The sequence below is a fragment of the Actinomadura fulvescens genome, assembly GCF_039533225.1.
In the GTDB taxonomy this organism is placed as follows: Bacteria; Actinomycetota; Actinomycetes; order Streptosporangiales; family Streptosporangiaceae; genus Spirillospora; species Spirillospora fulvescens.
Window position 1 is genome coordinate 1,024,300 of record NZ_BAAATD010000002.1, and the last position, 24,591, is coordinate 1,048,890.

20 protein-coding genes are annotated in these 24,591 nt (G+C 73.7%); 6 read left to right on the forward strand and 14 right to left on the reverse strand.

Features of this window, described 5'->3' with window-relative positions; translation table 11 throughout:
• Positions 1-66: 66 nt before the first annotated feature.
• The 9 genes from ABD333_RS11455 to grpE form a co-directional block, all read right to left on the reverse strand.
• Positions 67-969 (reverse strand): LLM class flavin-dependent oxidoreductase, encoded by a 903-nt coding sequence (locus ABD333_RS11455; RefSeq protein WP_344540300.1) that lies wholly within the window; start codon positions 967-969, stop codon positions 67-69.
• Between the two features lie 19 nt (positions 970-988).
• Positions 989-2,209: a multidrug effflux MFS transporter gene (locus tag ABD333_RS11460; RefSeq protein ID WP_344540301.1), complete on the reverse strand. Its 1,221-nt coding sequence runs from the start codon at positions 2,207-2,209 to the stop codon at positions 989-991.
• 87 nt (positions 2,210-2,296) lie between these two features.
• A complete protein-coding gene (locus ABD333_RS11465; protein WP_344540302.1) occupies positions 2,297-2,926 on the reverse strand; it encodes a PASTA domain-containing protein in 630 nt (209 codons plus the stop codon).
• Positions 2,927-3,062: 136 nt separating this feature from the next.
• Entirely contained in the window at positions 3,063-4,790 is a 1,728-nt protein-coding gene (locus tag ABD333_RS11470) for a TRAFAC clade GTPase domain-containing protein (protein ID WP_344540474.1), read from the reverse strand.
• Complete coding sequence (locus ABD333_RS11475) at positions 4,787-7,159, reverse strand: GAP1-N2 domain-containing protein (RefSeq protein WP_344540303.1); 2,373 nt, start codon at positions 7,157-7,159, stop codon at positions 4,787-4,789. The genes ABD333_RS11470 and ABD333_RS11475 overlap by 4 nt, the downstream gene beginning before the upstream one ends.
• A 6-nt stretch (positions 7,160-7,165) precedes the next feature.
• A complete protein-coding gene (locus tag ABD333_RS11480) occupies positions 7,166-8,431 on the reverse strand; it encodes a TRAFAC clade GTPase domain-containing protein (RefSeq protein WP_344540304.1) in 1,266 nt (421 codons plus the stop codon).
• 2 nt (positions 8,432-8,433) lie between these two features.
• Entirely contained in the window at positions 8,434-11,067 is a 2,634-nt protein-coding gene (locus ABD333_RS11485; RefSeq protein WP_344540305.1) for a SaeA-related protein, read from the reverse strand.
• A 7-nt stretch (positions 11,068-11,074) separates the two neighbouring features.
• Positions 11,075-12,658, reverse strand: coding sequence for an Hsp70 family protein (locus tag ABD333_RS11490; RefSeq protein ID WP_344540306.1), 1,584 nt, complete (start codon positions 12,656-12,658; stop codon positions 11,075-11,077).
• A 35-nt stretch (positions 12,659-12,693) separates the two neighbouring features.
• Positions 12,694-13,485: a nucleotide exchange factor GrpE gene (gene grpE / locus ABD333_RS11495; protein WP_344540307.1), complete on the reverse strand. Its 792-nt coding sequence runs from the start codon at positions 13,483-13,485 to the stop codon at positions 12,694-12,696.
• A gap of 183 nt (positions 13,486-13,668) precedes the next feature.
• Here grpE and ABD333_RS11500 point away from each other — a divergent pair, with 183 nt between their 5' ends.
• Both ABD333_RS11500 and ABD333_RS11505 read left to right on the forward strand, forming a co-directional pair.
• On the forward strand, positions 13,669-14,331 hold the full coding sequence (locus ABD333_RS11500) for an ACT domain-containing protein (protein ID WP_344540308.1): 663 nt from the start codon (positions 13,669-13,671) through the stop codon (positions 14,329-14,331).
• A gap of 81 nt (positions 14,332-14,412) precedes the next feature.
• Positions 14,413-15,963 carry an AMP-binding protein gene (locus ABD333_RS11505; RefSeq protein WP_344540309.1) on the forward strand — a complete coding sequence of 517 codons (1,551 nt, stop codon included), beginning with the start codon at positions 14,413-14,415 and terminating at the stop codon, positions 15,961-15,963.
• Positions 15,964-15,982: 19 nt separating this feature from the next.
• Here ABD333_RS11505 and ABD333_RS11510 read toward each other — a convergent pair whose 3' ends face one another.
• On the reverse strand, positions 15,983-16,897 hold the full coding sequence (locus tag ABD333_RS11510) for a carbohydrate kinase family protein (RefSeq protein ID WP_344540310.1): 915 nt from the start codon (positions 16,895-16,897) through the stop codon (positions 15,983-15,985).
• Between the two features lie 73 nt (positions 16,898-16,970).
• On the opposite strand from ABD333_RS11510, the gene ABD333_RS11515 reads away from it, so the two are divergent.
• Positions 16,971-17,618 carry a class II aldolase/adducin family protein gene (locus ABD333_RS11515; RefSeq protein ID WP_344540311.1) on the forward strand — a complete coding sequence of 216 codons (648 nt, stop codon included), beginning with the start codon at positions 16,971-16,973 and terminating at the stop codon, positions 17,616-17,618.
• Between the two features lie 34 nt (positions 17,619-17,652).
• A complete protein-coding gene (locus ABD333_RS11520; protein WP_344540312.1) occupies positions 17,653-18,456 on the forward strand; it encodes an enoyl-CoA hydratase in 804 nt (267 codons plus the stop codon).
• A 7-nt stretch (positions 18,457-18,463) separates the two neighbouring features.
• Here ABD333_RS11520 and ABD333_RS11525 read toward each other — a convergent pair whose 3' ends face one another.
• Positions 18,464-19,228, reverse strand: a complete 765-nt coding sequence (locus ABD333_RS11525; protein ID WP_458773683.1) for a formylglycine-generating enzyme family protein — start codon at positions 19,226-19,228, stop codon at positions 18,464-18,466.
• Positions 19,229-19,424: 196 nt separating this feature from the next.
• On the opposite strand from ABD333_RS11525, the gene ABD333_RS11530 reads away from it, so the two are divergent.
• Both ABD333_RS11530 and ABD333_RS11535 read left to right on the forward strand, forming a co-directional pair.
• Complete coding sequence (locus ABD333_RS11530) at positions 19,425-21,641, forward strand: sulfatase-like hydrolase/transferase (protein ID WP_344540314.1); 2,217 nt, start codon at positions 19,425-19,427, stop codon at positions 21,639-21,641.
• Between the two features lie 32 nt (positions 21,642-21,673).
• The gene (locus tag ABD333_RS11535) at positions 21,674-22,105 is read left to right on the forward strand and encodes a TIGR03668 family PPOX class F420-dependent oxidoreductase (RefSeq protein ID WP_344540315.1); all 432 of its coding nucleotides are present in this window, start codon (positions 21,674-21,676) and stop codon (positions 22,103-22,105) included.
• Positions 22,106-22,118: 13 nt separating this feature from the next.
• Here ABD333_RS11535 and ABD333_RS11540 read toward each other — a convergent pair whose 3' ends face one another.
• The 3 genes from ABD333_RS11540 to ABD333_RS11550 all read right to left on the reverse strand — a co-directional run bounded on the left by ABD333_RS11540 (position 22,119) and on the right by ABD333_RS11550 (position 24,558).
• Positions 22,119-23,114 carry an ADP-ribosylglycohydrolase family protein gene (locus tag ABD333_RS11540; RefSeq protein WP_344540316.1) on the reverse strand — a complete coding sequence of 332 codons (996 nt, stop codon included), beginning with the start codon at positions 23,112-23,114 and terminating at the stop codon, positions 22,119-22,121.
• On the reverse strand, positions 23,111-24,247 hold the full coding sequence (locus ABD333_RS11545; protein WP_344540317.1) for an acyl-CoA dehydrogenase family protein: 1,137 nt from the start codon (positions 24,245-24,247) through the stop codon (positions 23,111-23,113). The genes ABD333_RS11540 and ABD333_RS11545 overlap by 4 nt, the downstream gene beginning before the upstream one ends.
• Before the next feature lie 77 nt (positions 24,248-24,324).
• The gene (locus ABD333_RS11550; protein WP_344540318.1) at positions 24,325-24,558 is read right to left on the reverse strand and encodes a hypothetical protein; all 234 of its coding nucleotides are present in this window, start codon (positions 24,556-24,558) and stop codon (positions 24,325-24,327) included.
• Between the last annotated feature and the right edge of the window lie 33 nt (positions 24,559-24,591).

The window sequence follows — 24,591 nt, forward strand, 5'->3', positions numbered from 1 at the left end:
CACGCTAGGGATTCCGGCATTGGGCGCCCTAGGGCCCTAGGGCCCACCCACGGGCCTCAATTGCTTTTAACGCTTGGTCTGGAGAAACAGGACGGCGTCGCGGACGTCGGCCAGTTCGGTGTCCCAGTTGGGCGGGGTCGCCAGGGGTGCCAGGACGAACTTGGACAGCCCTGCCTCGACGAGGTGTTCGAGGTGGGTCTCCAGAGTCTCCAGAGTGGGGATCACCTCGGCGACCGGCGCGGGACCCCGGGCGATACGGGACCGGGCGAGACGGGCTTCGACCTGCGGATCCAATGGACCCCGGCGGTACGGGACGACGGCGCCGAAGTGTTCTTCTTCGATCTCGCGGCCCGCCTCGGCGGCGGCCTGCTGGATGAGGACGCGGCCCCGTTCGCCTTCGGCGGGGGTGATGAACGCGGCCAGCCAGCCGTCGGAGAGGCGGCCCGTACGACGGAGCTCGGCGTCGGAGGCGCCGCCCATCCAGACATCGAAGCCCCTTTTGACGGGTTTGGGAAGAACTCTAAGGTCTTCATAAGAGAAATGGGTGCCGTGATGGGTGACCTCGTCCTCGGCCCAAAAGCGGCGGAGAAGCGGAAGGGCCTCTTCGAAAATGGCCGCGCGTTCCTCTCGCCGGACGCCGAAGGCCTGGTGCTCGCCGGCATTGCGCAGGCCCAGGCCGAAGGCGGGAAGAAGCCTGCCGCCGCAAAGGCGGTCGAGGGAGGCCAGCTCCTTGGCGACGAGGGCGGGGCGGCGGCCGGGCAGGGTCATGACCGAGGTGCCCAGCTTGATCCGCGTGGTCAGGGCGGCCGCGTAGGTGAGGGCGACCACGGGATCGGGGGACGGGCCGGTGGCGCGTTCGGAGACCCAGAGCGAGTCGAAGCCCTCGCGTTCCAGGCCCTGGACGAGCGCGGTGAAATCGCCGGTGTCGGGCGTGGCGGCGGGGGCGTTGTAGCCGATTCTGACGATCACCCTCCGACCGTACGGCCGGTTAGTTCTTTGACGCAACCCATGCGGCGGGCACGGCGGCGAGGGCGCAGGCGGCGATCGTGACGGCCATCGGGACGGCGGTGCCCCCGGCCAGTGGCGCCGCGGCGCCGCCGATGGCGAACTGCGCCAGGCCGAGCAGGGCGGACGCGCTTCCCGCGACCTTCGGCGGCCGGCCGCTGAGCGCCAGCGCCGCCGAGTTGGGCAGCACGAGACCCTGCGCCGCGACCACCAGGAAGAGCGCCGGGAGGATGACGGCCAGGCCCGCGCCGGCGAGTACCGCGACGAGGAGGGCGACGCCGCCGGCGGCGACGGTGCCCAGCCCCGTGGCGAGCAGGCGGCCGACGGGAATCCGGCCCACCAGGCGCCGGTTGACCTGCCCGGCGAGGACGATGCCGAACGCGTTGACGCCGAAGACGGCGCTGAACGCCTGGGGCGACATCCCGTAGCCCTCCTGCAACACGAACGAGCTGCCCGAGATGTAGGTGAACATCGCCGCGAACGCCAGGCCGGCCCCGATCGCGTAGCCCATGAACGAACGCTCGCCGAGCAGCCCGCGGAAGGTGGTGAGCGTGGCGCGGAAGCCGCCGGTCTCGCGGTGCTCCGGCGGCAGCGTCTCGCGCATGCCGAAGAGCGCGGCGAGCAGGAGCGCCACGCCGATCGCCGAGAGGGCGGCGAAGACGCCCGGCCACGGGGTGATCCGCAGAAGCTGGCCGCCCATGATCGGGGCCAGGATCGGCGCGAGGCCGTTCACCAGCATGAGCAGCGAGAAGCACCGCGCCGCCGCCACCCCCTCGTAGAGGTCGCGGACGATGGCGCGCGCGATGACGATCCCGGCGGCGCCCGTCGCGCCCTGCAGCAGGCGGAACGCGATGAACGTCTCGATGCTCGGCGCCACCATGCACGCCAGCGACGCGGCCGAGTAGCCGAGGAGGCCGGCGATCAGGGGGCGCCGGCGGCCCCAGCGATCGCTGAGCGGGCCCGCGACGATCTGTCCTCCCGCCAGGCCGATCACGCACGCGGTCAGCGTGAGCTGCGCCTGCGTCGCCCCCGTCGACAGGTCGGCGGTGAGCCGGGGCAGCGCCGGGAGGTACATGTCGATCGACAGCGGCGCGATGGCGGTCAGCGCGCCGAGGATGACGATGAGGCCGAGCCGCCGGTCGGGAAGTCCGGGAGCGGAGGTGGTGGCGGAGGCTTGCGTCATGCGGCCGTGACCGTCGGTCATCTGGTCATCCCCTCCGTGCTGCCCGCACAGAAGGTATATCCGGGTCACTGTCGGTTACCTGCTGTGTCAGGCAGTGAGGTGGTCACATCATCGCAATGTGAGGGTGACCGTCGAGCCGCGCAGGTAGACGGCGCCGGGGCGTGGCTGCTGGACGGACACGACGGTGCCCGTGCCGGACACGGTCACCTGGAACCCCAGCATGGCCGCCGTACCACGTGCCTGCTGCTCGCTCAGCCCGATGAAGTACGGCACCGCGACCTGGTTTCCGGTGATCGATCCGCCCTGGCCCGCGGAGACGTAGAGGGTCACCGGCGCGCCCGAGCGCAGGCTCGTTCCGCTCGCGGGATAGCTGCGGACCACCAGCCCCGCCTGCTGCGAGGACGGCACGCGGATGACCGCGCCCACCGGAATCCTGCGCTCCGCCAGGCTGCCGACGGCGGACGTGGTGCTGAGCCCTGTCACGGCCGGGATGGCGACCGGCGGGGCCGTGACAGTTCCGGAGGGGGCGGGGCTCGCGGGTGGCGGCTCCTGCTGTGCGGGCGGAACCGGGGCCTGGCCACCGGCCGGGGCTCCTTCGGCGCTCGGTGACGTGCCGCCGAGGAGGAGGGTGAGGCCGAAGACGCACACCACGGCGACGCTCATGGTGCCGCCGAGGAGCAGCATGGCCCGGCCCGACATCTCGGGTTCGGCCTGATTCTGAGGCCCGTGCTCGGGCATGTGCTGCCCCCATCGTCCGGCGGGGTCGAAAGTCCCTCTTGCTCGTTGGGACGCCCGCTCGGGTGACGGAGTTCGCCACTCGCGCGTTCGGGCATGAACCCGCCCGGCCCGGCTCACACCCGGAAAACCGGCCGGATCAGCCCCAGGGCAGCCGTGCGGCGGCGACGGCGGCGGTGGCGGCCAGCGCCGCGACCGTGAGCACCGAGAGGCCGGCGAGCACGGCCCAGCGGCCCAGCTGGTAGCCGAGCGGCACCCGCGAGGCGTCCCGTCCCCGTACCGGCCAGGGCGAACGGAGCGGAGCCGTCCCGGGTGCCTCGACCGCCTCACCCGCGTCCGGCGGGGACGGGCTATCCGCCGCGGCCCCGTTCACCGGCAGGCCCGACACCCACCCCAGCAGCCCCGCGACGTCGGCCGGGTCGGTCGCGAGGCCCGAGCCGAGGTAGCGCACCTGCCCGGCGACCTGGTCGAGCGTGCGCACCGTGTTGCCGAGCCCGACCCCGCCGAGCCATCCGCGCAGATCGGTGCCGTCGCGCAGCGGCCGTCCGATCTCGGTGCGCTCCAGCAGGTCGGTCTTGGTGACGACGACCGCGATCCGCCGCTGCCTGCCGCGGTCGGGGCGGGAGCGCAGCTCGTTGAGCACCCGCTGCAGCGTGTCGGCCGGGTCCTCCTCCGAGGACGCGGCGGACCCGTCCACGACCCGGCGTTCGTCGGCGCTCAGCGAACGCCGGACCTGCGGGAGCGCGAACGGGTCGACGATGAACAGCAGCGCCTCCCCGTGATCGAGGTAGCGCAGCGACTCGACCTCGGTCGCGCCGGTGTAGTGCTCGCCCGCCGGGTCGAAGAGGTACAGGATCCGGCGCGCGCGTCCGGGCAGCTCCACGTCCACCATCGTGGCCAGAGGCAGCTCGGGCCCGGTCTTGGCCGGCTGCCCGCCCCGCTGGAACTCCCGTATGGCACCCGCGTACGCCTGGGCGTGCCGCTGCTCGACGAACGCGAGCCGTCCCTCCACGGCGCGCGCCCGGGCGTGCAGCGCCCTGATCCCCAGGAACATGAACGTCGTCTTCCCGGCCGCCGGGCCGCCCACGAACGGCAGCGGCTCGACCCGTACCCGCCCGATGCGCTCGGGCAGCCTCCCGCCGCAGTGCGGGCAGTACGCGGCGAGCCGGAACCGCCCCAGCGGAACGGTCGTCGGCAACCGCGCCCCGCACCGGCACACGTGCCGGAACGCGCCGCCCGACCCCGGCGTCAGCCGCGGATGGCGCACACCGCATCCCGGGCACTCGTAGACCGGGAGCCCGACCCTCTCGTAGCAGAACGGATGCGGGCAGGTCTGCAGGATGCGCCCGTACATCATGAACAGCCGCTCGACCGCCGCGAGCACCAGGACGCACACCACCCAGCCCGCGAGCCCGACGGCGGCGACCATCCCGTACAGCACGGTCAGCGCGGCGCCGAGGGCCAGCGCGGGCACGGCGGCGGCCACGATCCCCGCGCACAGCGCCAGCCAGAACGGGAACGTGAAGAACCCCCACAACCCGCCGAGCAGGACGGTCTGGGTCAGCACCGTGAGGGCGCCGGCCGCGAGGCCCCAGATCCGGGGGACGACCCTCCGCGCGATCGCCCACCAGTCCCGCCACACCTGCGCCAGCAGGTAGTGCCGGTAGGACGCCTCCGGCTCGGGGACCGGGGACGGCCCGCCGAGCGTGGTGGGGGCGAGCGTCCGGCAGGCGTGCACGTAGTAGAGGCCGAGGGCCCCGATGGCCGCCGCGATCAGCGTGACCGGGAAGAGGTAGGGGAACACGACCACGAACCCGACGTACATGACCGCGACCCAGACGGCCGTGAGCAGCAGGACGACGATCATCTGCACGGCCGGTCACCCCGCCCGGTGCCGCGTGTCTCGGCGACCAGGTCGCGCAGCGCGCCGCGCAGCTCGCGGTCACCGGAGAAGTAGGACTCCAGCTGCCGGGACTGCAGGAAACGCGACAGCGCCGCGCGCGCCCACGCCTCCAGGGCGGGCTCGGTGATCCCGCGCAGCCGCAGCCGCAGGACGACCTCCACCAGGTCGTTGCGCCGCGCGAGCTCCGCCGAGCGGACGGCGGGCCGCGCCAGGGCCAGGCGGCCGGAGACCGGCTCCGCCGTCCATCCGGCGGCCAGCCGGGCGCGCACGGCCCCGGACGCGGCGGCCAGCAGCGCCGCCCGGAACCGCGGATCGCGCCGGGCCGTCCGGCGCGCCGCCCCGTCGAACGCCGCGTCCGCCAGCCGCGGCGACGCGCCACCGCTCACCAGCGAGCCGAACGCCTCCGCCGCCCGCTCCGGTCGCCGCGCGCCCACCGCGTCGGCGTACGCCTCGACGGCGGCGCCGTCACGCTCGGCACCCGTGCCGGGCAGCAGGGCGCGTGCCCGCGCCGCCAGCCGCTGCGTCGCCGCCTCCGCCAGCGCCGCCGCGTCCGCCGAGGCGGCCGAACGGGCGAACGTCCGGGACGGCAGGACGCCCAGTGCCGGGTGTTCGAGCATCGCCGCCGGATGGGCTTCCAGCAGTTCGAGGCATTCGGCGACGGTCGGCGGCCTGGACCAGACACGGCCCAACGGCGCGTCGAGCTCCGCGGAGCCGCGTCCGATCCGCAGGAGCTCCCCGGTGACCGGGAGCCGACGGTCGCGGTGCCGGTGGCCGACCGAGGCGAGCACCGCGAGCCCGACGGCCGGGATCGTGGCCAGCCGGTCCGGCTCCTGCTCGTACAGCAGGTCGCACGCCGTGTTGGTGAGCACCGCGTGCCGCGTCTTCTCGTCGGCGGCGGCCAGGCCCGCCAGCGCCCCCGCCAGCAGGGCCTCCCGCGCCTCGGCGGGACAGGCGGAAAGGGCGGTCGGAAGGTCCGCGGCCCCGGCCTCGGCTCGTCCGGCGGCCACCGCGGTCACCTGGGCCGGGGCCGGCGCGGCTCCCGCTCCGGCGGCCACCGCGATCACCCGCGCGGCCTGGGTCAGATCGGGCGCCGCCGCCAGCGCGTCGCCCACCCTCGGGATCAGGCCTGCGAGCGAGCCGGGAGGGAGCGTGTACGCGGGCAGCCGGTCGCGTACGGACGGCTCCGACAGGGCGATCACGGTGGCCCGCAGCGCGCACTGCCCGGCCACGTCGGGCGCCCCGGCGTCGCGTGCCCACTCGTGGATGGCCAGTGCGAGGTCGAAGCCGATCGACGGAACTCCCCGCAGCAGATCCCGCCAGACCCATTCGGGCACCGCACGGCCATGCCGCGTCAGCAGGGCCGCCGCGGCGGCCTCCTCCTCCGGCGAGAGCGGCACACCACCCCGGCACAGCGCGAACAACCCCGCCGCCCGGTCGAGCACGCCGGGATCGGTCCCGTCCGACTCCAGCAGGGCCAGCTCGCCCAGCGCGTCGAGCCCCGCGAAGTCCTGTGCCCGCCAGCACCGCGCGGCCGTCCGGCCGAACCGCCCGGTCTCCGTGTCCGGCGGATCCGCCTTTTCCATCGCTTGCCGCAGATCGACCGACAGCAGGGCCGGGGTGCGGTGCTGCGCGCTCGCCCACACGTCCGGGGTCGTGCCCACCAGGCGCTGCGCGGCGCCGCCGGGATCGGCGCTGTAGGTGACGAACGACAGCCTGGCCGCGGCCGTCACCGGCAGCGAATAGGACACCACCGCGATCCAGCGTGCGATCTGCTCGACGTGGTCCGCGATGAGGACGACCCTGCCGTGGCCCCGGCCCAGCACCGCGACCACAGCGTCGATCAGCCGGGCCAGGACGTCGTAGGAGGCGGGCCCGGCGTCGGCCAGCCATTCGGCGAGCATCTCGGGCTCGAACGCGGCGCCGGGCGTCAGCTCGTCGAGGCGCGGCAGCGTTGCGGCGTCCGCAGGAGAGCGCGACCACAGCGGCGCACGCCACAGCTCGGCGGGCCGCAGCCCCTCCAGCTCGTCCGGATCGGCGACCACGGCGTGGGCGAAGAAGTTGCCGTAACGGCCTGAGTAGTCCTGGCCCAGGTAGCGGCACCACAGCAGCAAGGCCCGGTCTCCCGCCCTGTCGTACAGGAACGTGACGGGAAAGCGGCCGAGCTCTCCCTCGTCCGGATTGAGCGGTGCGCCGGGCGGCGGACGGTAGGACAGGTGCGGGGTGACGGCGGCCCGCACGCCCTCAGGCAGCCCGGGCGTCTCGGCGACGAACTGGAATCCGGCCCGGCCGGTCGGCCCCTGCCGTGCCGAGGTGTAGTGCAGCTGCCAGGCCACGTGCGCTCACATCCCGGCGGCCCGGCGCCCGAGACGCCCCGGGCCGGGCCGGGCGCCGTCCAGCATCCCGAACCGGTAGAGCAGCCACAGCAACGGGTCTTCGGCCCGGTACGGCCGTACGCCGCCCTCGCCCACCCTGCCGTCGCGCGGTATCCCGCCGAGCGCCGACAACCCGAACAGCGCGTACTCCGCGTACTGCTGGCGCAGGTAGAGGTCGAGCCGTCCGGCCTGCCAGTCGTGCAGCATCGCGCGGACCTGCTCGTCCACGGCCTCCCGGTCGTCGAGATCGAGCACGCCCACGCCGGCGCGCGTCCGCTGCAGCGCCGACTGCCGCAGCAGCCCGGGCCGCAACGCGTCGATCTTCGTCAGCGCGACCGCGACCGGCACGCGCAGCCGGTCGCCCGGCTTCGCCCCGCGGCGTTCCCGCAGGGCCTCGGTCACCCGCGCGATGATGTCGATGGGCTCGGCGTCGGGATCACCGGAGGGCGGCGCCGTGTCGGCGAGCTCGGCCCGCGCTCCGGGCAGCTCCAGCGGATCGACCAGGAAGATGATGGCGTCGGCCGCCTCCAGATAGCGCAGATGCAGGTCGCGGACCTCGCGGCTGCGCAGATCCTCACCGGCGGTGTCGAAGAGCACCAGCGCGAGCGAGTCGGTGCGGCCGCGCGCGAACCGGCCTCCGGCGCGGCTCCGCGTCAGCAGGTAGACCAGCGGCTCGCGCGGGCTCGTCGCCGCGCTCGTCGTGGTCGGCAGGAGCCGCCGCTCTTCCAGCAGCGGCCGCGCGAAGTCGCGCTTGTAGCGTTCGATCGTACGGTCGTCGCAGGCCACCAGGGAGGCGTCGAGCTCGGTGCCGACGCGGTTCATGAGCTCGTGGAGCAGCACCGCGATGTAGGTGCTCTTGCCCGCGTTCTTGGCGCCGACCAGCGCCACGATCCGGCCGGGGGAGTCGCAGTACGCCGACGGCAGCGGGTTGTGGCACTCCGGGCAGACCCGGCTCCCGGTCTCCTGCCCGCAGTCCGGGCACGCGGCGCGGCTCCGGCGCCCGGGCGCGGCGAAGACCGGCGGCAGCGACGCGCCCGCCGTCGACCCCGTGTAGCCGGCGAGCCGGTGGTCGAGGACGGGCGCGCACCCGGGACGGCGTCCCGCCTGCCCGCGGCAGCGGAACCGTACCCGCTGCGACGGCACCACGGCGAAACAGTACGGGCACGTGACGGCGTCCCTCGCCGGCACGCCGGGGAAACCGCGCACACCGGGGAAACGGGCCTTGTCGAGCATCCTCACCTCATGACCTGGAGGCGGCGGACCGGGGGGTCGCTGAGTTCGATGACACCATCATCGGCGAAGCAGCGCAGCCAGTACGGCCCGGACGTGCGCGGCAACGACAGGGACACCTCCCCAGGGACCGGGACCTGGTCCCACGAGCCTACGGTCTCTCCGTCGCCCGCGCGGTGCGGCATGACCCGGCCCGGGCGCAGCACGAGCACCAGCCGCGCGACGCGCAGCGCCCGGCCCGCCGACAGCCGGATCGTGAGCGAGCGCCGCCACGGCGGCCCGCCGCGTTCGAGGTCGTAGGAGACCACGGTGCGGGCGGCGACCTCGGCGCCCACCGCCGGGCCGGTGACCCGGGCGCCGCCGACCGTGCCGGTCGCCGCCACGCGCAGCTCGACCGGCTCGTCCTCGGGCACCGGCAGCCTGATCCCGCCCTGGGTGTCGTACGCGGCGCGCGTGACGATCCTGCGCTCGATGCCGAAGCCGGTGTCCGGGCGGCCGGGTCCGGTGGCGACCGGCTCCGGGCCGATCCGGTACGTCAGCTCGACCTCCGTGACGTCCGGCGGCCAGTCGAACCCGACATGCACGAACGCGCCGCGCCGCTCGGTGACCACGCCGCGCGGCGGCGGCAGGTTGACGTGCCGGTGGTAGGCGCCGATCGCGGCCAGGTCCTCGGTGACGCTCACCGCGAGCAGCCAGCCGCCCGCGCCGGGCCGCACCACCAGGCCGCCCTTCGCCGGCGTTCCCGGCACGCGCCGGCCGGCCCGCCGGACCTCCTCGACCGGGACCAGCGCGCTGCGCGGCCACGGCGGCGGTCCCGTGGTCAGCACCAGCTCGACCGTGCCCTGCCGCGGCGGCTCGAACCGCACCAGCAACGACCCCGGATCGCACGGGTCGGGCTCGGCGGCGAGCTCGTACACCGGCTCCGGTGGCGCGCTCGGCGTCACCGACGTCCGCACTCCGGGGGTCGCCACCTCCCGGCCGTCGGCGTCGAGGTAGACGGCGCTGATCCGGTAGTGATGGGTGACCCCGTTCGGCACCCGTTCCCGGAATCCCTCGCGCCCGGCCGGGACCGTCTTCCCGTCCCGGACGACGAGAGCGCGCGCGGCCTCCGGCGGGCACCGCCACCGGCCCGTGACGACGCCGTCGCCGGAGAGCAGCTCGACCTCCCCGGGCTCGGGCCGCACGATCACCGGACCGGCCACGGCGGGCGCCGCGGCGGCCTCGCCCCGCACCGCCACCACCCCGTAGTAGAGCGGCACGTTGACCGGCGGGCGGTCGTCGTGCGGGCCGGGCAGCGGCTCGCCGTCGGCGGCGTTGCGCGGCGGCCGGTCGCGGCGCCGCACCAGGTGGTAGATCACCTCTCCGGCCGTGGACGGGGACGCGGACCACGACAGCCGTACCCGAACGTTCTGGCCCGTTCCACTCTCCACGTCGGCATGCAGGGCGGGCACCGGTCGCGGTGGCAGGCGCCGCTGGTGCTCCAAGGCCCCCGGCAGGTCGCCGACGAGCCGCAGCGCGTCCGCGAGCAGCCGCCAAGCCCTGTCGGGGTCCTTCTCACCGACCGCCGCCTCGCGCAGCCGCACGGCGGTCGCGATCCGCTGCCGTGCCTCCGCCGCCAGCATGGCGACCTCGTCGTCCGCGTCGTCACCGGCGGCGCCGGTCAGCTCGGCCGCCGCGTGGACCTCACCGGCGTCGAGCAGCGCGCGCAGCCGCCCGGCCAGGCCACCGCCCGGCCCGGTCTCGCGCAGGACGGCGAACACCAGCCGGCGTGCGTCCTCCGGCTCGATGCCCAGGTCTTCCAGCGCGTGGCGTAGCAGTGCCCGTTCCGAGGCGCGCTGGCGCAGCCGCTCGCGGAGCCGTTCGGCCAGGTCGTAGAGCACGAGCTCGGTCAGGTCCACGTCGGCGCGGAGCGCGGCCAGGACGGTGTCGGCGTGGGTGAGGCTGCTGTCGCGGCTGCGCCGTGCCCACTGCGCCGCGACCGCGGAGACCGACGCGGCGTCCAGGCGCGGCGGGCCGCCCTCGGAGACCGGCGCGGAGAAGCCGTCCAGCACGCGCATCGGCCCGGCCATCCGCGTCCCGAACAGGAAGTCGGGCAGGTGGCGGCGGCCGAGCACGTCGAGGGACTCGCGCACCTTCCGGTACGCGGCGTACGGCGGCGCGGCGGGCAGCACGTCGGGCTCGCGGATCTCGATCTGGTCGGCCGAGGCCACCGACTCCAGCTCGGCGCGCGGCACGCCGCCGGCGCGCGCGATGCCCTCCACCTCGCCGGGGGTGACCATCCGGAGCGTCCCCGCCGCGTCGGCGAGCCGGGCCCGGGCCTGCGACGACCGCTGCCGCGTGCGCTCCTGCCCGCCGCGCAGCCGGTCGGCCAGCGGCCGCAGGTCGCCGCGGTCGACGGCGGCGAAGATCGGTGCCAGCTCGCGGTGCTCGGCCTCCAGCCGGTCGATGAGCTTGCGGTACTTCAGCTGCCCCCGGGCCCGCCGCCAGCACTGCCGGACGAGCCTGACCTGCGAGGCCACGGCGGCCGGCGACAACGGCTCGGTCAGCGCGTAGCGGGCCCGCAGGTCCTCGGGAGGCTGGTCACCGGCCGCCCGGGCCGGTTCGAGGACCGTGCGCTTGTAGTCGTCGTCGAAGGCCACCCCGGCCTCAGCTCACCCGCACCCGCGACAGGGCCGTCCGGGACTTCTCGACCTCCTCCTCGGACATCCCGCCGACGTCTACCTTGAGCTCCAGCCGTTCGCCCGTCTCCTTCTCCACGGCGGTGACGTGCAGCAGTCCCGAGGAGTCGAGGCTGAACGTCACCTCGATCGGCCAGCCGGCCTTCTTGCCCGCCGGGATGCGCACGGCTCCCGTGGCGATCTCGGTGTTGTCGATCAGCTCGGGCGACTCGACGCTGCCCGCCTGCTCCATCACCCGGATGTCGGCCGAGGTCTGGTCGTCGTAGACGGTGAAGAAGTCCTCGGTCTTGGCGGCCGGGAGCTCGTCGTTGGCGTGCACCAGGTGGGCGACGTTCTCGGCGGAGGTCTCGCGGTCGACCACGACGATGCCGAACGCGTGCGAGGCGACCGTCTTGATCTGGCGCCCGGCGATCTGCCGCTGCTGCTCGGCCGACAGGCCCGCGCGGCCCGCCATCTCCTCGGCGCGGTCCTGCTCGCCCGCCGCCAGCAGCCGCCGGTAGGTCTCCTCGAACGCGTAGAGCGCGGCGCCCTTGGCCACCGCGAGATCGGGGTCCTGCAGGCGCGGCGCCAGCCCGAGCTCGGTCTCCAGCCGCGCCGCCACCACCGGCATCTTGGTGGACCCGCCCACCAGCACCAGGTCGTCGTAGTCGTCGACGCCCTTCTCGGCGGCGGTGGCGAGGGTGCGGCCGGTGATCTCGATCGTGCGGTCGAGCAGGTCCTTGGTCAGCTCTTCGAGCTTCTCGCGGGTGATCTCGATCGCGGCGACCCGGCCGTCGTGCATCACCCGCACGGTGTGGGAGGTACGGGTGGTGAGGGCCTTCTTGGCGTCCTCGGCGTCACGGCGCAGCTGCTGCTCGGTCTGCTTGTCGTCGAGCGGGTCGCCGGCCTCGGGGTGCTCGGCGCGGAACCGCTCGGCCAGGTACTCCACCAGGCGGGAGTCCCAGTCGGCGCCGCCCAGCTCGTGGTCGCCGTCGGTGCAGATCACCTCGATGTGGCCGGAGCGCAGCGCGATGACCGTCGTGTCGAACGTGCCGCCGCCGAGGTCGTACACCAGGATCGTGCGGTCCTGCTCGGGGTTGAGCACGCCGTAGGTGATCGCGGCGGCGATGGGCTCGGACACGATGTCGATGACGTTGAGGCCCGCGATGCGGCCCGCCTTGCGGGTGGCGTCGCGTTCGGCCGCGCCGAAGTAGGCGGGCACGGTGACCACCACGTCGCGCGCCTCCTCGCCCGTGGTGGTGCGCGCGTCGGTCGCCAGCTTGAGCAGGATGAACGCCGACAGCTCCTCGGGCGTGTAGTCGAACCCGTGGATCTGGCGCGTCACGTCGCGGCCCATGTCGCGCTTGATCAGGCTGACCACGTCGTCGGGCGCGAGCACGGCGGTGTCCTTGGCGGTGGCTCCGACCACGACGTTGTCGCCGCTCTCGAAGTAGACGACCGACGGGGTGGTGTCGGTGCCCTCCAGGTTGCGCAGGACCGCGGGCCGCCCCACATCGTCGATGGAGGCAATGCAGGAGTAGGTGGTTCCCAGGTCGATCCCGTAGACAGCCATGTCCCTCTCACCAATCGATACCGGGGGCGTGGTGCTCATGGCCGGAGTCCGGCGGGCGGACGTCCATCCGGCCCGCGTTCATCGTCTCGCTCCGCACCGGTTTCGCGCAGCGGTTCGGTGGCACCAGGTCCGGCCGTGCCGGACTTGACGGATTCGGGCAGCGAATCCGCCGGAGATTTTGCCGTGGCTTTGACAGACCGCTTGGCCGCGGCCTCCGCGACCGTCATTCCGGTGGGGACCGGGCTCTCCGGGACGGCCTTGCCGACAGAGACCTCGGCTTTGCGCACCACCCGGCCGTCGTGCTCGAACCCGTCGGTCCGGACGGCGACGACCGTGCCGGCCCGTGCGGGGTCGGTCACGGGCTCGACCGCGACGGGGCGGTGCCGGGTGGCGTCGTAGGGCTCGCCCGGCTCCACGGTGAAACGTTCGACGCCGGTACGCGCCAGCGCGTCGGCGACCTCGTCGGCCACGGCGGCCAGCAGCGAGGCGGCGTCCGCCGGCGTGGGCGGCCGCGGCGCGGCCCACCGCTGCGCGCCGCCGCGGGCGAGGTCGTGCAGGCGGTAGAGCGCGGTGCGCAGCGGTTCGAGGGTGGCCTGGAGCTCGCCCCGGCGCAGCCGCTGGTTCTCCTCGTGGAGCCGGTCGATGACCGCCTCGCGGTGCGCGGCGCGCTCGTGCTCGCGCGCGAGCTCGCGGTCGAATCGTGCGGCCAGCCCGGTGAGGGCGTCCCTGATCTCGGCCTGGAGGGCGGTCACGGGGCCGTCGCCGGAGATCCCCCCGGCGTCCTCCCCCGCGTCCCGGCTGACAGGCTCATCCCGAGCGCTCGACACGTGCAGTTACCTTAACGGGATGCGACGCGGCGGGATAGCCCCCCGCGCGTGACCTCCCGTTGACCCCGCGATGACCCGGCGGGCCGCCGCGCCCGCGCCTTCTCGCCGCTGACACGCGCGGGTTACACGATGGAAACGCGGCTCCAACAATCTGAAGGGGTCGGTCGATAACAGGAGGTGTCGATGATGCTGCGGATTCGTGTCCGGCTGCCGGACCGGCCGGGCTCACTGGGAAAGGTGGCCCGCGTCCTGGGCGTCGCCGGGGCCGACGTGGTCCAGATGGCGGTGCTGGAGCGCGACGCCGGCCGTGCCCTCGACGACTTCACGGTGGCGTGGCCGGCCGGGGCGGGCATCGACCGGCTCTGCGACGGGCTGGCGTCGGTCCCGGGCGTCGACATCATCGGCATCTGGCCCACCGCGGAGCCGCAGGGCGCCTTCCCGGACGCCGCGCTCATCGGCCAGCTCGCGGCCGACCCCCGGCGCGGGCCGGTGATCCTGGCGGACGCGGTGCCGGCGATCCTGAGCGCCGACTGGGCGGGACTCGCCGAGGCAGGCCCGGGCGGGCCCGTGCTCGCGCACACCAGCCTGGGCGGCGGCCCGAAGGCCGAGCTGCCCGAGCTGGAGCCGGTCCGGCCCCGGGCGTTCACCGCGCCGGACGGCACCCAGTACGCGCTGACCCCGATCGTCGCCGCCGACCGCGCCGAACTGGTGCTGCTGGTGGCCCGGACCGGCGCGCCGCAGTTCCACCGGAGCGAGGTCTTCCGGCTGGCGCAGCTCGTCGGCGCCGCCGAGGCGGTGCTGGGAGTGCGGCGGCAGCCCGGGGCCGTGCTCGCTCCCGGACATTGATCCGCGCGCTGACCTGTCCCTGCGCCGTCCCGAGTCTTAGAGTCCAATTCTAGGATTCTTGCCGGTCCCCAGGAGGTCATCGTGGCCGAGCTGCTCCGCCCGTTCGCCCGCGCCCATCCCGACGAGCCCGCGATCACCGACGAGCGGGGCGCCTCCACCTGGCGGGAACTGAACGCCACCACCGACCGGCTCGCCGGCGCGCTGCGCGGCCTCGGGCTCGGTGTCGGCGACGCGATCGCGATCCATTCGGGCAACCGCCGCGAGCATTTCGAGCTCATGTGCGCGGCCGGCCACATCGGGCTGCGCTACGTGCTGGTCAACTGGCACTGGACCGCCGACGAACTGCGGTACGTGCTGGAGGACGCCGGGGTCAGGGCGTTGTTCTCCGAGGCCGCCTTCGCCGGGATCGCCGCCGAGGCGGCCGGCGGCCTGGAGCTGAGCGCCCGCGTGGCGATCGGCGGGGAGATCCCGGGCTTCACGCCGTACGGGGAGTTCGTGGCGAGCGGTCCGGAGGGCGAGCCGGACGGGCAGAGCATGGGCGTCCCGATGATCTACACCTCGGGCACCACGGGACGGCCCAAGGGCGTCAACCGCAAGCTGCTCGCGGCCGGCGCGCCGATCGAGACCGCCACGCTGGTCGGCGACACGTTCGCCGAGATCCTGCTCATCCCCGAGCGCGGCCGGTCGCTGCTGGTCGGGCCCGTCTACCACTCGGCGCAGTGGTTGTGGTCGCTGGTCTTCCTGCTCACCGGGCGGCCCGTCGTGATGCGCCGGTCGTTCGACGCGGCCGAGACGCTGCGGCTCATCGACGAGCACGCCATCACCCACCTCCACCTGGTGCCGACGCAGTTCGTCCGCTTGCTGCGGCTGGAGGAGAAGGTGCGGGCCGGGTTCGACGGATCCAGCCTGGCCGCGGTGTGGCACGGCGCCGCGCCCTGCCCGCCCGCGGTCAAACGGCAGATGATCGACTGGTTCGGCCCGATCGTGCACGAGTACTACGGCTCCACCGAGGCGTCGATCAACACGATCATCACCGCGCCGGAGTGGCTGGCCCGGCCGGGCAGCGTCGGCCGGCCGCTGCCCACCACCGAGGTGCACGTCCTGCGGGAGGACGGCGAGCCGGCCGGGCCGGGGGAGCCGGGCCGGATCTGGTTCCGCTACACCAGCGGCGACGACGTGGAGTACTGGGGCGACGAGTCCAAGACCCGCTCGGTGCACCGGCCGGACGGGCTGTTCACCACCGGCGACATCGGCTACTTCGACGAGGACGGCTACCTCTTCCTCGCCGACCGCGCCATCGACATGATCATCAGTGGCGGGGTGAACATCTATCCGGCCGAGGTCGAGGGCGTGCTCATCACCCATCCGGCGGTCCGCGACGTGGCGGTCTTCGGCGTGCCGGACGAGGAGTTCGGCGAGCAGGTCAAGGCGGCGGTCGAGCTGGACGAGGCGGTCAACCCGTCGCCGGGCCTGGCCGGGGAGCTGATCGCGCACTGCCGCGCCTCGCTGGCCGGGTACAAGGCGCCCCGCACGATCGACTTCGTCGAGGAGCTTCCGCGCACGCCCACCGGCAAGCTCTACAAGCGCCTGCTCCGCGACCCGTACTGGCAGGGGCGCGACCAGAAGATCTGACGTTGAGGGGGGCTGACGTTCACAGGAGGGCGAGCACGCCGTCGAGGTCGGTGAGGCAGGCGTCGGAGCCGAGTCCCTGCGCGACCGTGGCGGCCGCGGCCGTGCCCCACCGCGCGGCCTCCAGCAGGTCCTTGCCATGCTGGAGGCCGGTGATGAACCCCGCGCAGTACGCGTCGCCGCACCCGGTCGTGTCCACGACGTCGACCGCCAGCGCCGGAAGGCGTTCGACGCCCTCCGGCGAGGCGATCAGGCTGCCGTGCTCGCCCAGCGTGACCAGCACCGCGCGCGGTCCCTCGCCGGCCAGCTTGCGCGCCGCCCGGACGACGTCGTCGGTGCCGGCCATCGTCAGCGCCTGCTCCTCGTTCGGCAGGAAGTAGTCGACGTACGGGAGGAACGAGCGGGCGCCCGTGATCAGGTCGGGCATGGTGGACAGCAGGTCCATGGTGACGACCGTCCCGGCGGACCGCGCCGCCGCCAGCATCTCGAAGAAGGCGGGGTCGTTCAGCCCGAACGTGACGTCCGTGCCGCCGAGGTGCACCACGTCGGCCGCCGCCAGCAGGCCGGGCTCGACGGCGCTCGCGGCCAGCGTGAGGTTGGCGCCCGGCACGTGGAACGAGGGACGGCCGCCGTCCGGCCGGATGGGCAGGATCGACGCGCTGGTCTGGTCGGCGGTGCGGCGCACCAGCCCGGTGACGTCCACGCCGTGGCGGGTCATCACCGCCACCAGCAGGTCGCCCAGCTCGTCGTCGCCGATGGCGCCGACGGAGACGACGTCGTTGCCGAGCCGCGCCAGGGCCACCGCGGTCCCGGCCGCCGAGCCGGCCGCGGTCAGCCGGACCTGGTCGACCACGACGGTGCCCTGTCCGGGCGGGATGGCCTCGACCGGGCGGGCGAGGACGTCCACGATGTGCACGCCGAGCGTGACGACGGCCATGACGGTTCCCCCTTGTGATCGTCAGGGCCGTAGCGTACGGCCTGCGGACCGTAGAACGTGAGGGGGATTCGCGATGAAACTGGCGGCGGAGCGGCGGGCGCTGTGCGGGATCGGGCGGCGCATGGCCGAGACCGGGCTCGTGAGCGGCGCGTCGGGCAACATCAGCGTCCGGGTGGGCGACCTGGTCGCGGTCACGCCGGGCGGGATGATGCTCGACCGCATGGCCCCGGAGGACTGCCCGGTGCTCGACCTGGGCGGTCGGCCGGTCGAGGGGGAGCGGGCGCCGTCCTCGGAGACGCCCATGCACCTGGCGATCTACGACTGCACCGACGCGGCCGCGATCGTGCACACGCACTCGACGTACGGCGCGGTGGTCGCCACGACGATGACTGAACTGCCGCCGATCCACTACAACACGCTGCTGCTCGGCGGCGTGGTCAAGGTCGCCGAATACGCCACGTACGGAACGCCTGAGCTGGCCGCCAACGTGCGGGCGGCGATGGAGGGAGGCAAGCGGGCGGCGCTGATGGCCAACCACGGCGGCGTCGCCATCGGCGTGGACCTGGACGACGCGTACGAGAACGCCCGGCTGCTGGAGTGGCTGTGCGGCGTGTACGTGCGTGCCAAGGCGATCGGCGAGCCGAGGATCCTCACCGAGGAGGAGCTGCTCCAGGTCGTCGAACGCGGCCTCGATCCGCCGGAGTGGCGGCCTGTAACCTAGCGCTTGTTAGGTTACCGAGAGGACGGCCCGCCCCATGCCCTTCGTGCTGATCGACAAGCCGCGCCCGCACGTCACGCTGATCACCCTCAACCGGCCGGAACGCATGAACGCGATGGCGTTCGACGTGATGGTGCCGTTCAAGCGGGCCCTGGAGGACGTCAGCGCCGACAACGACACCCGCGTCGTGGTCGTCACGGGAGCGGGCCGCGGCTTCTGCTCCGGCGCGGACCTGGAGTCGCCGGGGCGCATCCCGGGCATCGAGGGGCTGACGGTCTCCGCGATCGCGCTGCGTTCGATGGAACTGCTGGACGACGTCATCCGCGCGATGCGCCGCATGCACCAGCCGGTGATCGGGGCGGTCAACGGGCCGGCGATCGGCGGCGGGCTGTGCCTCGGCCTCGCCACCGACATCCGGATCGCCGCCGAGGGCGCGTACTTCCGCGCGGCCGGGATCAGCAACGGGCTGACCGCGAGCGAGCTCGGGCTGAGCTACCTGCTGCCGCGCGCGATCGGCTCGTCGCGGGCGTTCGAGATCATGTTGTCCGGCCGGGACGTGGGCGCGGCGGAGGCCGAGCGGATCGGCCTGGTCTCGCGCGCCGTGCCCGGCGACAAGCTGCTGGACGAGTGTTACGAGCTGGCCGAACGCATCGCCGCGTTCAGCCGTCCGGGCGTCGAGCTGACCAAGCGGATGCTGTGGTCGAGCCTGGACGCCGCGAGCCTGAACGCCCACATGGACCACGAAGGCCTCGCGCAGCTGTTCGTTCGCCTCACGACCCGCAACTTCGAGGAGGCGATCGAGGCCCGCAAGGAGAACCGGCCGCCACAGTTCAAGGACTAGCCGCGGTTCAAGGACTGGCGGCGCAGCGGAAGCCGACGTTGCCGCTGGAGGAGCCGGGGGTGTTTGCTGTGCGCGCCGCCACCCGATAGCGGTTGCAGTACGAGTCGTGGCACAGGTACGAGCCGCCCCGCATCACCCGCGACTCGCCCTCGGCCCACCAGTCGGCGCTCCACTCCCACACGTTGCCGACCGTGTTGTAGAGGCCGTAGGCGTTCGGCCTGTAGGCGTCGACCGGCGCGGTTCCCAGATGGCCGTCCTCCATCGTGTTGACGACCGGGAACTCGCCCTGCCAGATGTTGCACCGCCACTGCCCGCGTGGCGTCAGCTCGTCGCCCCAGGGATAACGGGCCTGCTCCAGCCCGCCACGCGCCGCGTACTCCCACTCCGCCTCGGTGGGTAGCCTGCGGCCCGCCCAGTCCGCGTAGGCGGCGGCGTCCGTCCAGCTGACGTGGACGACCGGATGGCGCTCGCGCCCGGCGACCGTGCTGCCTGGGCCTTCGGGAGCCCGCCAGAACGCGCCCTCGATCCCGCGCCACCAGGGTGTCCGCTCCGCGGATGGGGAGGCGTGGACCTGCTCCGGAGTGAGGAAGCCCGCGAAGACGAACGACCAGCCGTACCGTTCGGCCTCGGTGACGTATCCGGTGGCCTTGACGAACGAGGCGAACCGCGCGTTGGACACCGCGTGCGCCTCGATGAGGAACGGCTCGACCGTCACCGCCCGGACCGGGCCCTCGCCGTCACCCGGATTGGCCGTCTCGTCCTCGTTGCCCATCAGGAACGTTCCGCCGGGCAGGCGGATCATCCCCTTGAGGCCCGGTCCGCCGGGCGGCGCGGGCCTCGGCGCGGCGGGCACGGGCAGCGGCGTCCCGGTGCGGCCGGCGGCGCAGCAGGGCGAAGGCGGGGAGGTCACTGCTAATTCCTATCATTTTGGTTGACATTTCGGGCGGCAGACGTCCATGATCTACGCCATGCCCACACGCCGTCAGTTCCTCGCCGGGTCCGCAGCCGCGCTCGGCGGCTCCGCCCTTCCGGCCGAAGCGTCCGCCGCCACTGCCGTCGCCGCGCCCAGGGACACCCCCCGCCCCAACTTCGTCGTCGTGCTCGCGGACGACCTCGGATACGGCGAACTCGGCGCGTACGGGCAGCGGCTCATCCAGACGCCGAATCTGGACCGGCTCGCCGCCGAAGGGCTGCGCTTCACCGACGCGTACGCCGGCGCGCCCGTCTGCGCGCCGTCGCGCTGCTCGCTGCTGACCGGCCTGCACTCGGGCCACTCGGCCGTACGGCAGAATCCCGAGGGCGGCCCGCAGGGATCTCTCGGCGACAAGGACACCACGTTCGCCGAGCTCCTGCGCGCCCGCAGCTATCGGACGGCGGTCATCGGCAAGTGGGGATTCGGGCCCGAGCAGAGCGGCCAGGCCAGCCATCCCAACCAGCGCGGCTTCGAGCAGTTCTTCGGCTACATCACCCACGGCCATGCGCACGACTACTACCCGCACTATCTCTGGCACAACGGCGAGCGCACCGAGCTGCCGGAGAACGCCGGAAACCAGAAGGGCACGTTCGCGCCGGACCTGTTCCGCGATCGGTCGGTCGAGTTCATCAAGGCAAGCAAGGACGAGCCGTTCCTGCTGTTCTTCACCCCCAACGTGCCGCACGCGCCCAGCGATGTGCCCGCCACCGCGCCCTACGACGACCGGCCCTGGCCGGCCGCGGACAAGGGGCACGCCGCGCAGGTGACGCGCCTGGACGCCTACGTCGGCGACCTCGTAGGCGCGCTGCGCGAGGCGGGCGTGGCCCGCGACACCGTGCTGATCGTGACCAGCGACAACGGCCCGCACGAGGAGGGCGGCTTCAACCCCGACCTGTTCGACGCCAACGGCCCGCTGCGCGGCTACAAGCGCAACCTGTACGAGGGCGGCGTGCGCGTCCCGTTGATCGCGTGGTCGCCGGGCCGCGTCGGCGCCGGAACGACCGCCCGCCCGACCCAGCAGACCGACCTGCTCCCCACCCTCGCCGAGCTGGCTGGTGCCCCGGTGCCGGGTGACATCGACGGCGTCTCGGCCGCCGCGCTTCTGACCGGCCGGCCGGGCGGCGCGGTCCCCGGCCACCTCTACTGGTACCGGCGCGAGCCCGGCTCCACCAGGCGCGCCAACGCCGCCGACGGCGGGAGCGTCACCCGTGTCGCCGAGGCGGTCCGGCAGGGCGACTGGAAGGCCGTCCGGATCGCGCCGGGACACGACCGCCCGGCCGCAGAGGACCAGTGGAAGATCGAGCTGTACGACCTGAAGGCCGACGTGGGCGAGACCCGCGACCTCGCCGCCCAGCACCCCGCGGTAGCCGCGGGCCTCGTCCGGCTGATGCGCGAGGCCTGGGTGCCGGACTTCCACCGCCGCGGCCTCGGCCTCACCCTCGACGCGCCGGAGCTCCTCCTGCCCGGCGGCACGTACGAGGTGACCCTGACGCTGACCAACGGTTCCGCCACCTCGTGGCACAGGCCGCAGCTGTCGCTCGGCGTTCCCCACGGCTGGCGGCTGCGCCCGTCCGGCCCGCGCACCAGGTCCCGCCTGGCCATCGGCGAGGCCTTCAGCACCACCTGGCGGCTCACGATCCCGGAGCGCACCACCGCGAAGGGCTGGCGTCTCGCCGCCACCGCGACGGCCTCCACCGGCGCGGGCCCGCTGAGGTTCTCGCAGGAACGCGGTTACACCCCGCCGCCGCCCCCGCCCACGGCCGACTCCTATCTCAGCGACCTGCCGTGGCTCAGCGCCACCAACGGCTGGGGCCCCGTCGAGATCGACCGCAGCAACGGCAAGCAGGCCGCGGGTGACGGCACCCCGATCAGCTTCGGCGGCCAGACGCACCGCAAGGGTCTCGGCGTGCACGCGCGCTCGGAGATCGTCTACCACCTCGGCGGCCGGGGAGTGCGGCTCACCGGGCTGGTGGGCATCGACGACTTCTCCGCGAACCAGAGCGACAAGGGCGCCACGGTGGCGCAGGTCTGGGCCGACGACCGCAAGGTCTTCGACAGCGGCACCCTCACCGCCGCCGGCGGCCCCGAGCCGGTCGACGTCGACGTCACCGGCGCCCGCCTGCTGCGCCTGGTGGTGCTGAACGCCGAAGGCACCGGCGGCAGCTACGACCACACCTCCTGGGCCGACGCGTTCCTGAAGGTCACGGGCTGACGCCGGGCGCGCATCCGTGCCAGGCTGACGCTGTGCCCAGCCTCCCGCAGGAACTCGCCCGGCGCCGGCTGATGACGGTGCCCGTCGCCCGCCTGGCGACCGTGGACGAGCACGGCGTGCCGCACCTCGTCCCGGTGACGTTCACGGCCGAACGCGGCACGGTCTACATCGCCGTCGACCACAAGCCCAAGGGCGGCCGCGACCTCAGGCGGCTGGCCAACATCCGCGCCAACCCGCACGTCACCCTGCTCGCCGACCACTACGAGGACGACTGGGACCGCCTGTGGTGGGTCCGCGTGGACGGGCACGCCCACATCATCGACGACCCCGCCCGGATGGCCGCGCCGATCGACCTGCTGACGGCCCGCTATCCCCAGTACCGCGAGCACCGCCCCGAAGGCCCGGTCATAGCCGTCGTCATCGAGCGCTGGACGGGCTGGTCGGCCACCCCGGAGACCGGGTAGGCCAAGGCGGGCATCAGTCCAGGGCCTGGCCTACCCGAGTCAGCTGGTCGGCGTACTCGATGCGGCTCCGCCATTCCGGCGGCCAGGCGTCCATGCCCAGATGGGCTCCCGCGAAGGCGCCCGCCAGGCAGGCGATGGAGTCGGAGTCGCCGGAGCTGGCGGCGCCGCGCCAGAGCGCGGAGACGGGATCGCCGGGAAAGAGCAGGAAGCAGAGCAGGGCGGTCGCGAGCGCCTCCTCGGCGACCCAGCCCGCGCCGGTGATCTCGCAGGGGTCGGACTCGCGGCTGCCGCGCAGGAGGGCCGCGTCGAGCCGGTCGAGAGCCTGGAGGCATTCGTCCCAGCCGCGGGCGATGAACTCGGCGGGAGAGGAGGCGCGGGAGTGCTTCCAGAGGTCACCGAGCCAGCGTTCGTGGTACGTGGAGCGCTGGGCGTGGCAGTGGGCGCGGAGCGCGGCGGGCAGGTCGGCCGGTGCCATGCCCTCGCGGAGCCACCAGGTGGCGTAGGCGGTGAGCTCGCTCGCGGCGAGCCCGGTCGGGTGGCCGTGGGTGAGCGCCGCCTGCAGTTGCGCGGCGCCCGAACGGGTCGCGTCGGTGAATCCCCGGACGAGGCCGATCGGGGTGACGCGCATGTTGGCGCCACAGCCCTTGGAATCGTGCCGGGTCGCCTCCCTCCAGGGGACTCCGGCGTCCATGGCACGGCAGGCGCTGAAGCAGGTGTTGCCGGGCGCGCGGTTGTTGTCGGGGTCGTGCAGCCAGTCGATGAAGCGGCGCCGCCAGATGGGCGTGATCAGGTCGGGGGTGAACGGGGGGTTGTCCAGTGCGTTCAGCATGCCGTTCGCCACCGCGAGCGCCATCTGAGTGTCGTCGGTGACGAGCGCCCTGCCCGGCAGGTCGCGCGGCCCGTCGAACCCGTGACGCTCGTGGATCTGGCGCATGGTCAGGAACTCGGTGGGTGCGCCGAGCGCGTCCCCGTACGCCAGGCCGAAGATGCTTCCGGTCGCCCGCTTCATCCCGCCATCGTAGGAGTGTCGATGCCCACCAGGCGGGCGAGCCTGGCGCGGTGGTGCGCGGGCGGGCCGAGGAACTCCTGCGAGGACTTGGCGCGCTTGAAGTACAGGTGGGCGTCGTGTTCCCAGGTGAAGCCGATGCCGCCGTGGATCTGGATGCTCTCGCCGGCGGCGTGGAAGTAGGCGTCGGAGCAGAACGCCTTGGCCAGGGCCGCCGCGACGGGCAGCTCGCCGGGGGCGTCGTCGGCGGTGGCGGCGGCCTGGAGCACGGCGGAACGGGCCGACTCGACCTGGACGAACAGGTCCGCGCAGCGGTGCTTGATCGCTTGGAAGCCGCCGATCGGGCGGCCGAACTGGTGCCGGACCTTCGCGTACTCCACGGTCGTGTCGAGGCAGAGCCGCGCGCCGCCGAGCTGTTCGGCGGCCAGGCCCACGGCGGCGATGTCGAGGGTGTGCGCGAGCACCGGCCCGGCGCCTCCCTCGGCGCCGATCAGGCGGGCGGGCACGGCGGCGAAGTCGAGCCGGGCGAGCTTGCGGGTCTGGTCGAGGACGGGCAGCGGCGTCCGCGTCAGGCCCGCCGGGGCGGCGCCGTCCACGGCGAAGAGCGAGAGCCCGCCGGGAGTACGGGCCGCGACGAGCACGAGGTCTGCGACGTGGCCGTCCAGCACGTAGGTCTTGGTGCCGTCCAGGAGCCAGCCGTCATCGGACCGCCGGGCCGTCATGGCGATCGATCCGGGGTCCCAGCGGTCGTCCTCGGTCCACGCGAGGGTGGCGATGGTGGTCCCGGCGGCGATGCCCGGCAGGAGGTCGCGCCGGGCGGCCTCGTCGCCGGACGCCTGGAGCGCGGTCGCGGCCAGCACGACCGTCGCGAAGTAGGGCGCGCACACGAGCGCGCGGCCCATCTCCTCCAGGACGATCGCCAGCTCGCGGACGCCGAAGCCGGACCCGTCGTACTCCTCGGGGACGGTGAGGCCCTGCAGGCCGAGCTGCCCGGCCATCTGCGCCCAGACCGCCGGGTCGTAGCCCGTCGTGGTGCCCATCAGGCGGCGCACCTCGGTGCCCGGCGACTTGTCCGCGAAGAATCTGCGCAGCGCGCCGCGCAGTTCCTCCTGCTCCTCGGTGACGACGAGCCTCATCCGCGGCCTCCCGAACGACAGCCAACCTGACGCTTGCTTGGTTGATTGTGCCGTACGCGGGCCGCCCGGGGCCAGGGTCAGGGGGCCCAGTCGTGCGGGCCCAGGGTGAATCCCCTGGCGGTCGAGTGCACGTGGTTGGCGGAGACCAGATGGCTCAGCGCCGCCCAGATGTCCTCCTCCGGGCGGTCGATGAGGTTCCGGAGGGTGTCGATGCTCGCCGCGCCGCCGGCCTTGTCGATCTCGGCGACCGTTTCGTAGACGTGGAGCTCGAAGTCGGAGAGCTCCTGGACGTCGGCCCGTTTGTCTTCCATGCCCGAGACCTTCCCCTTCTGCGGGAGGTCCAT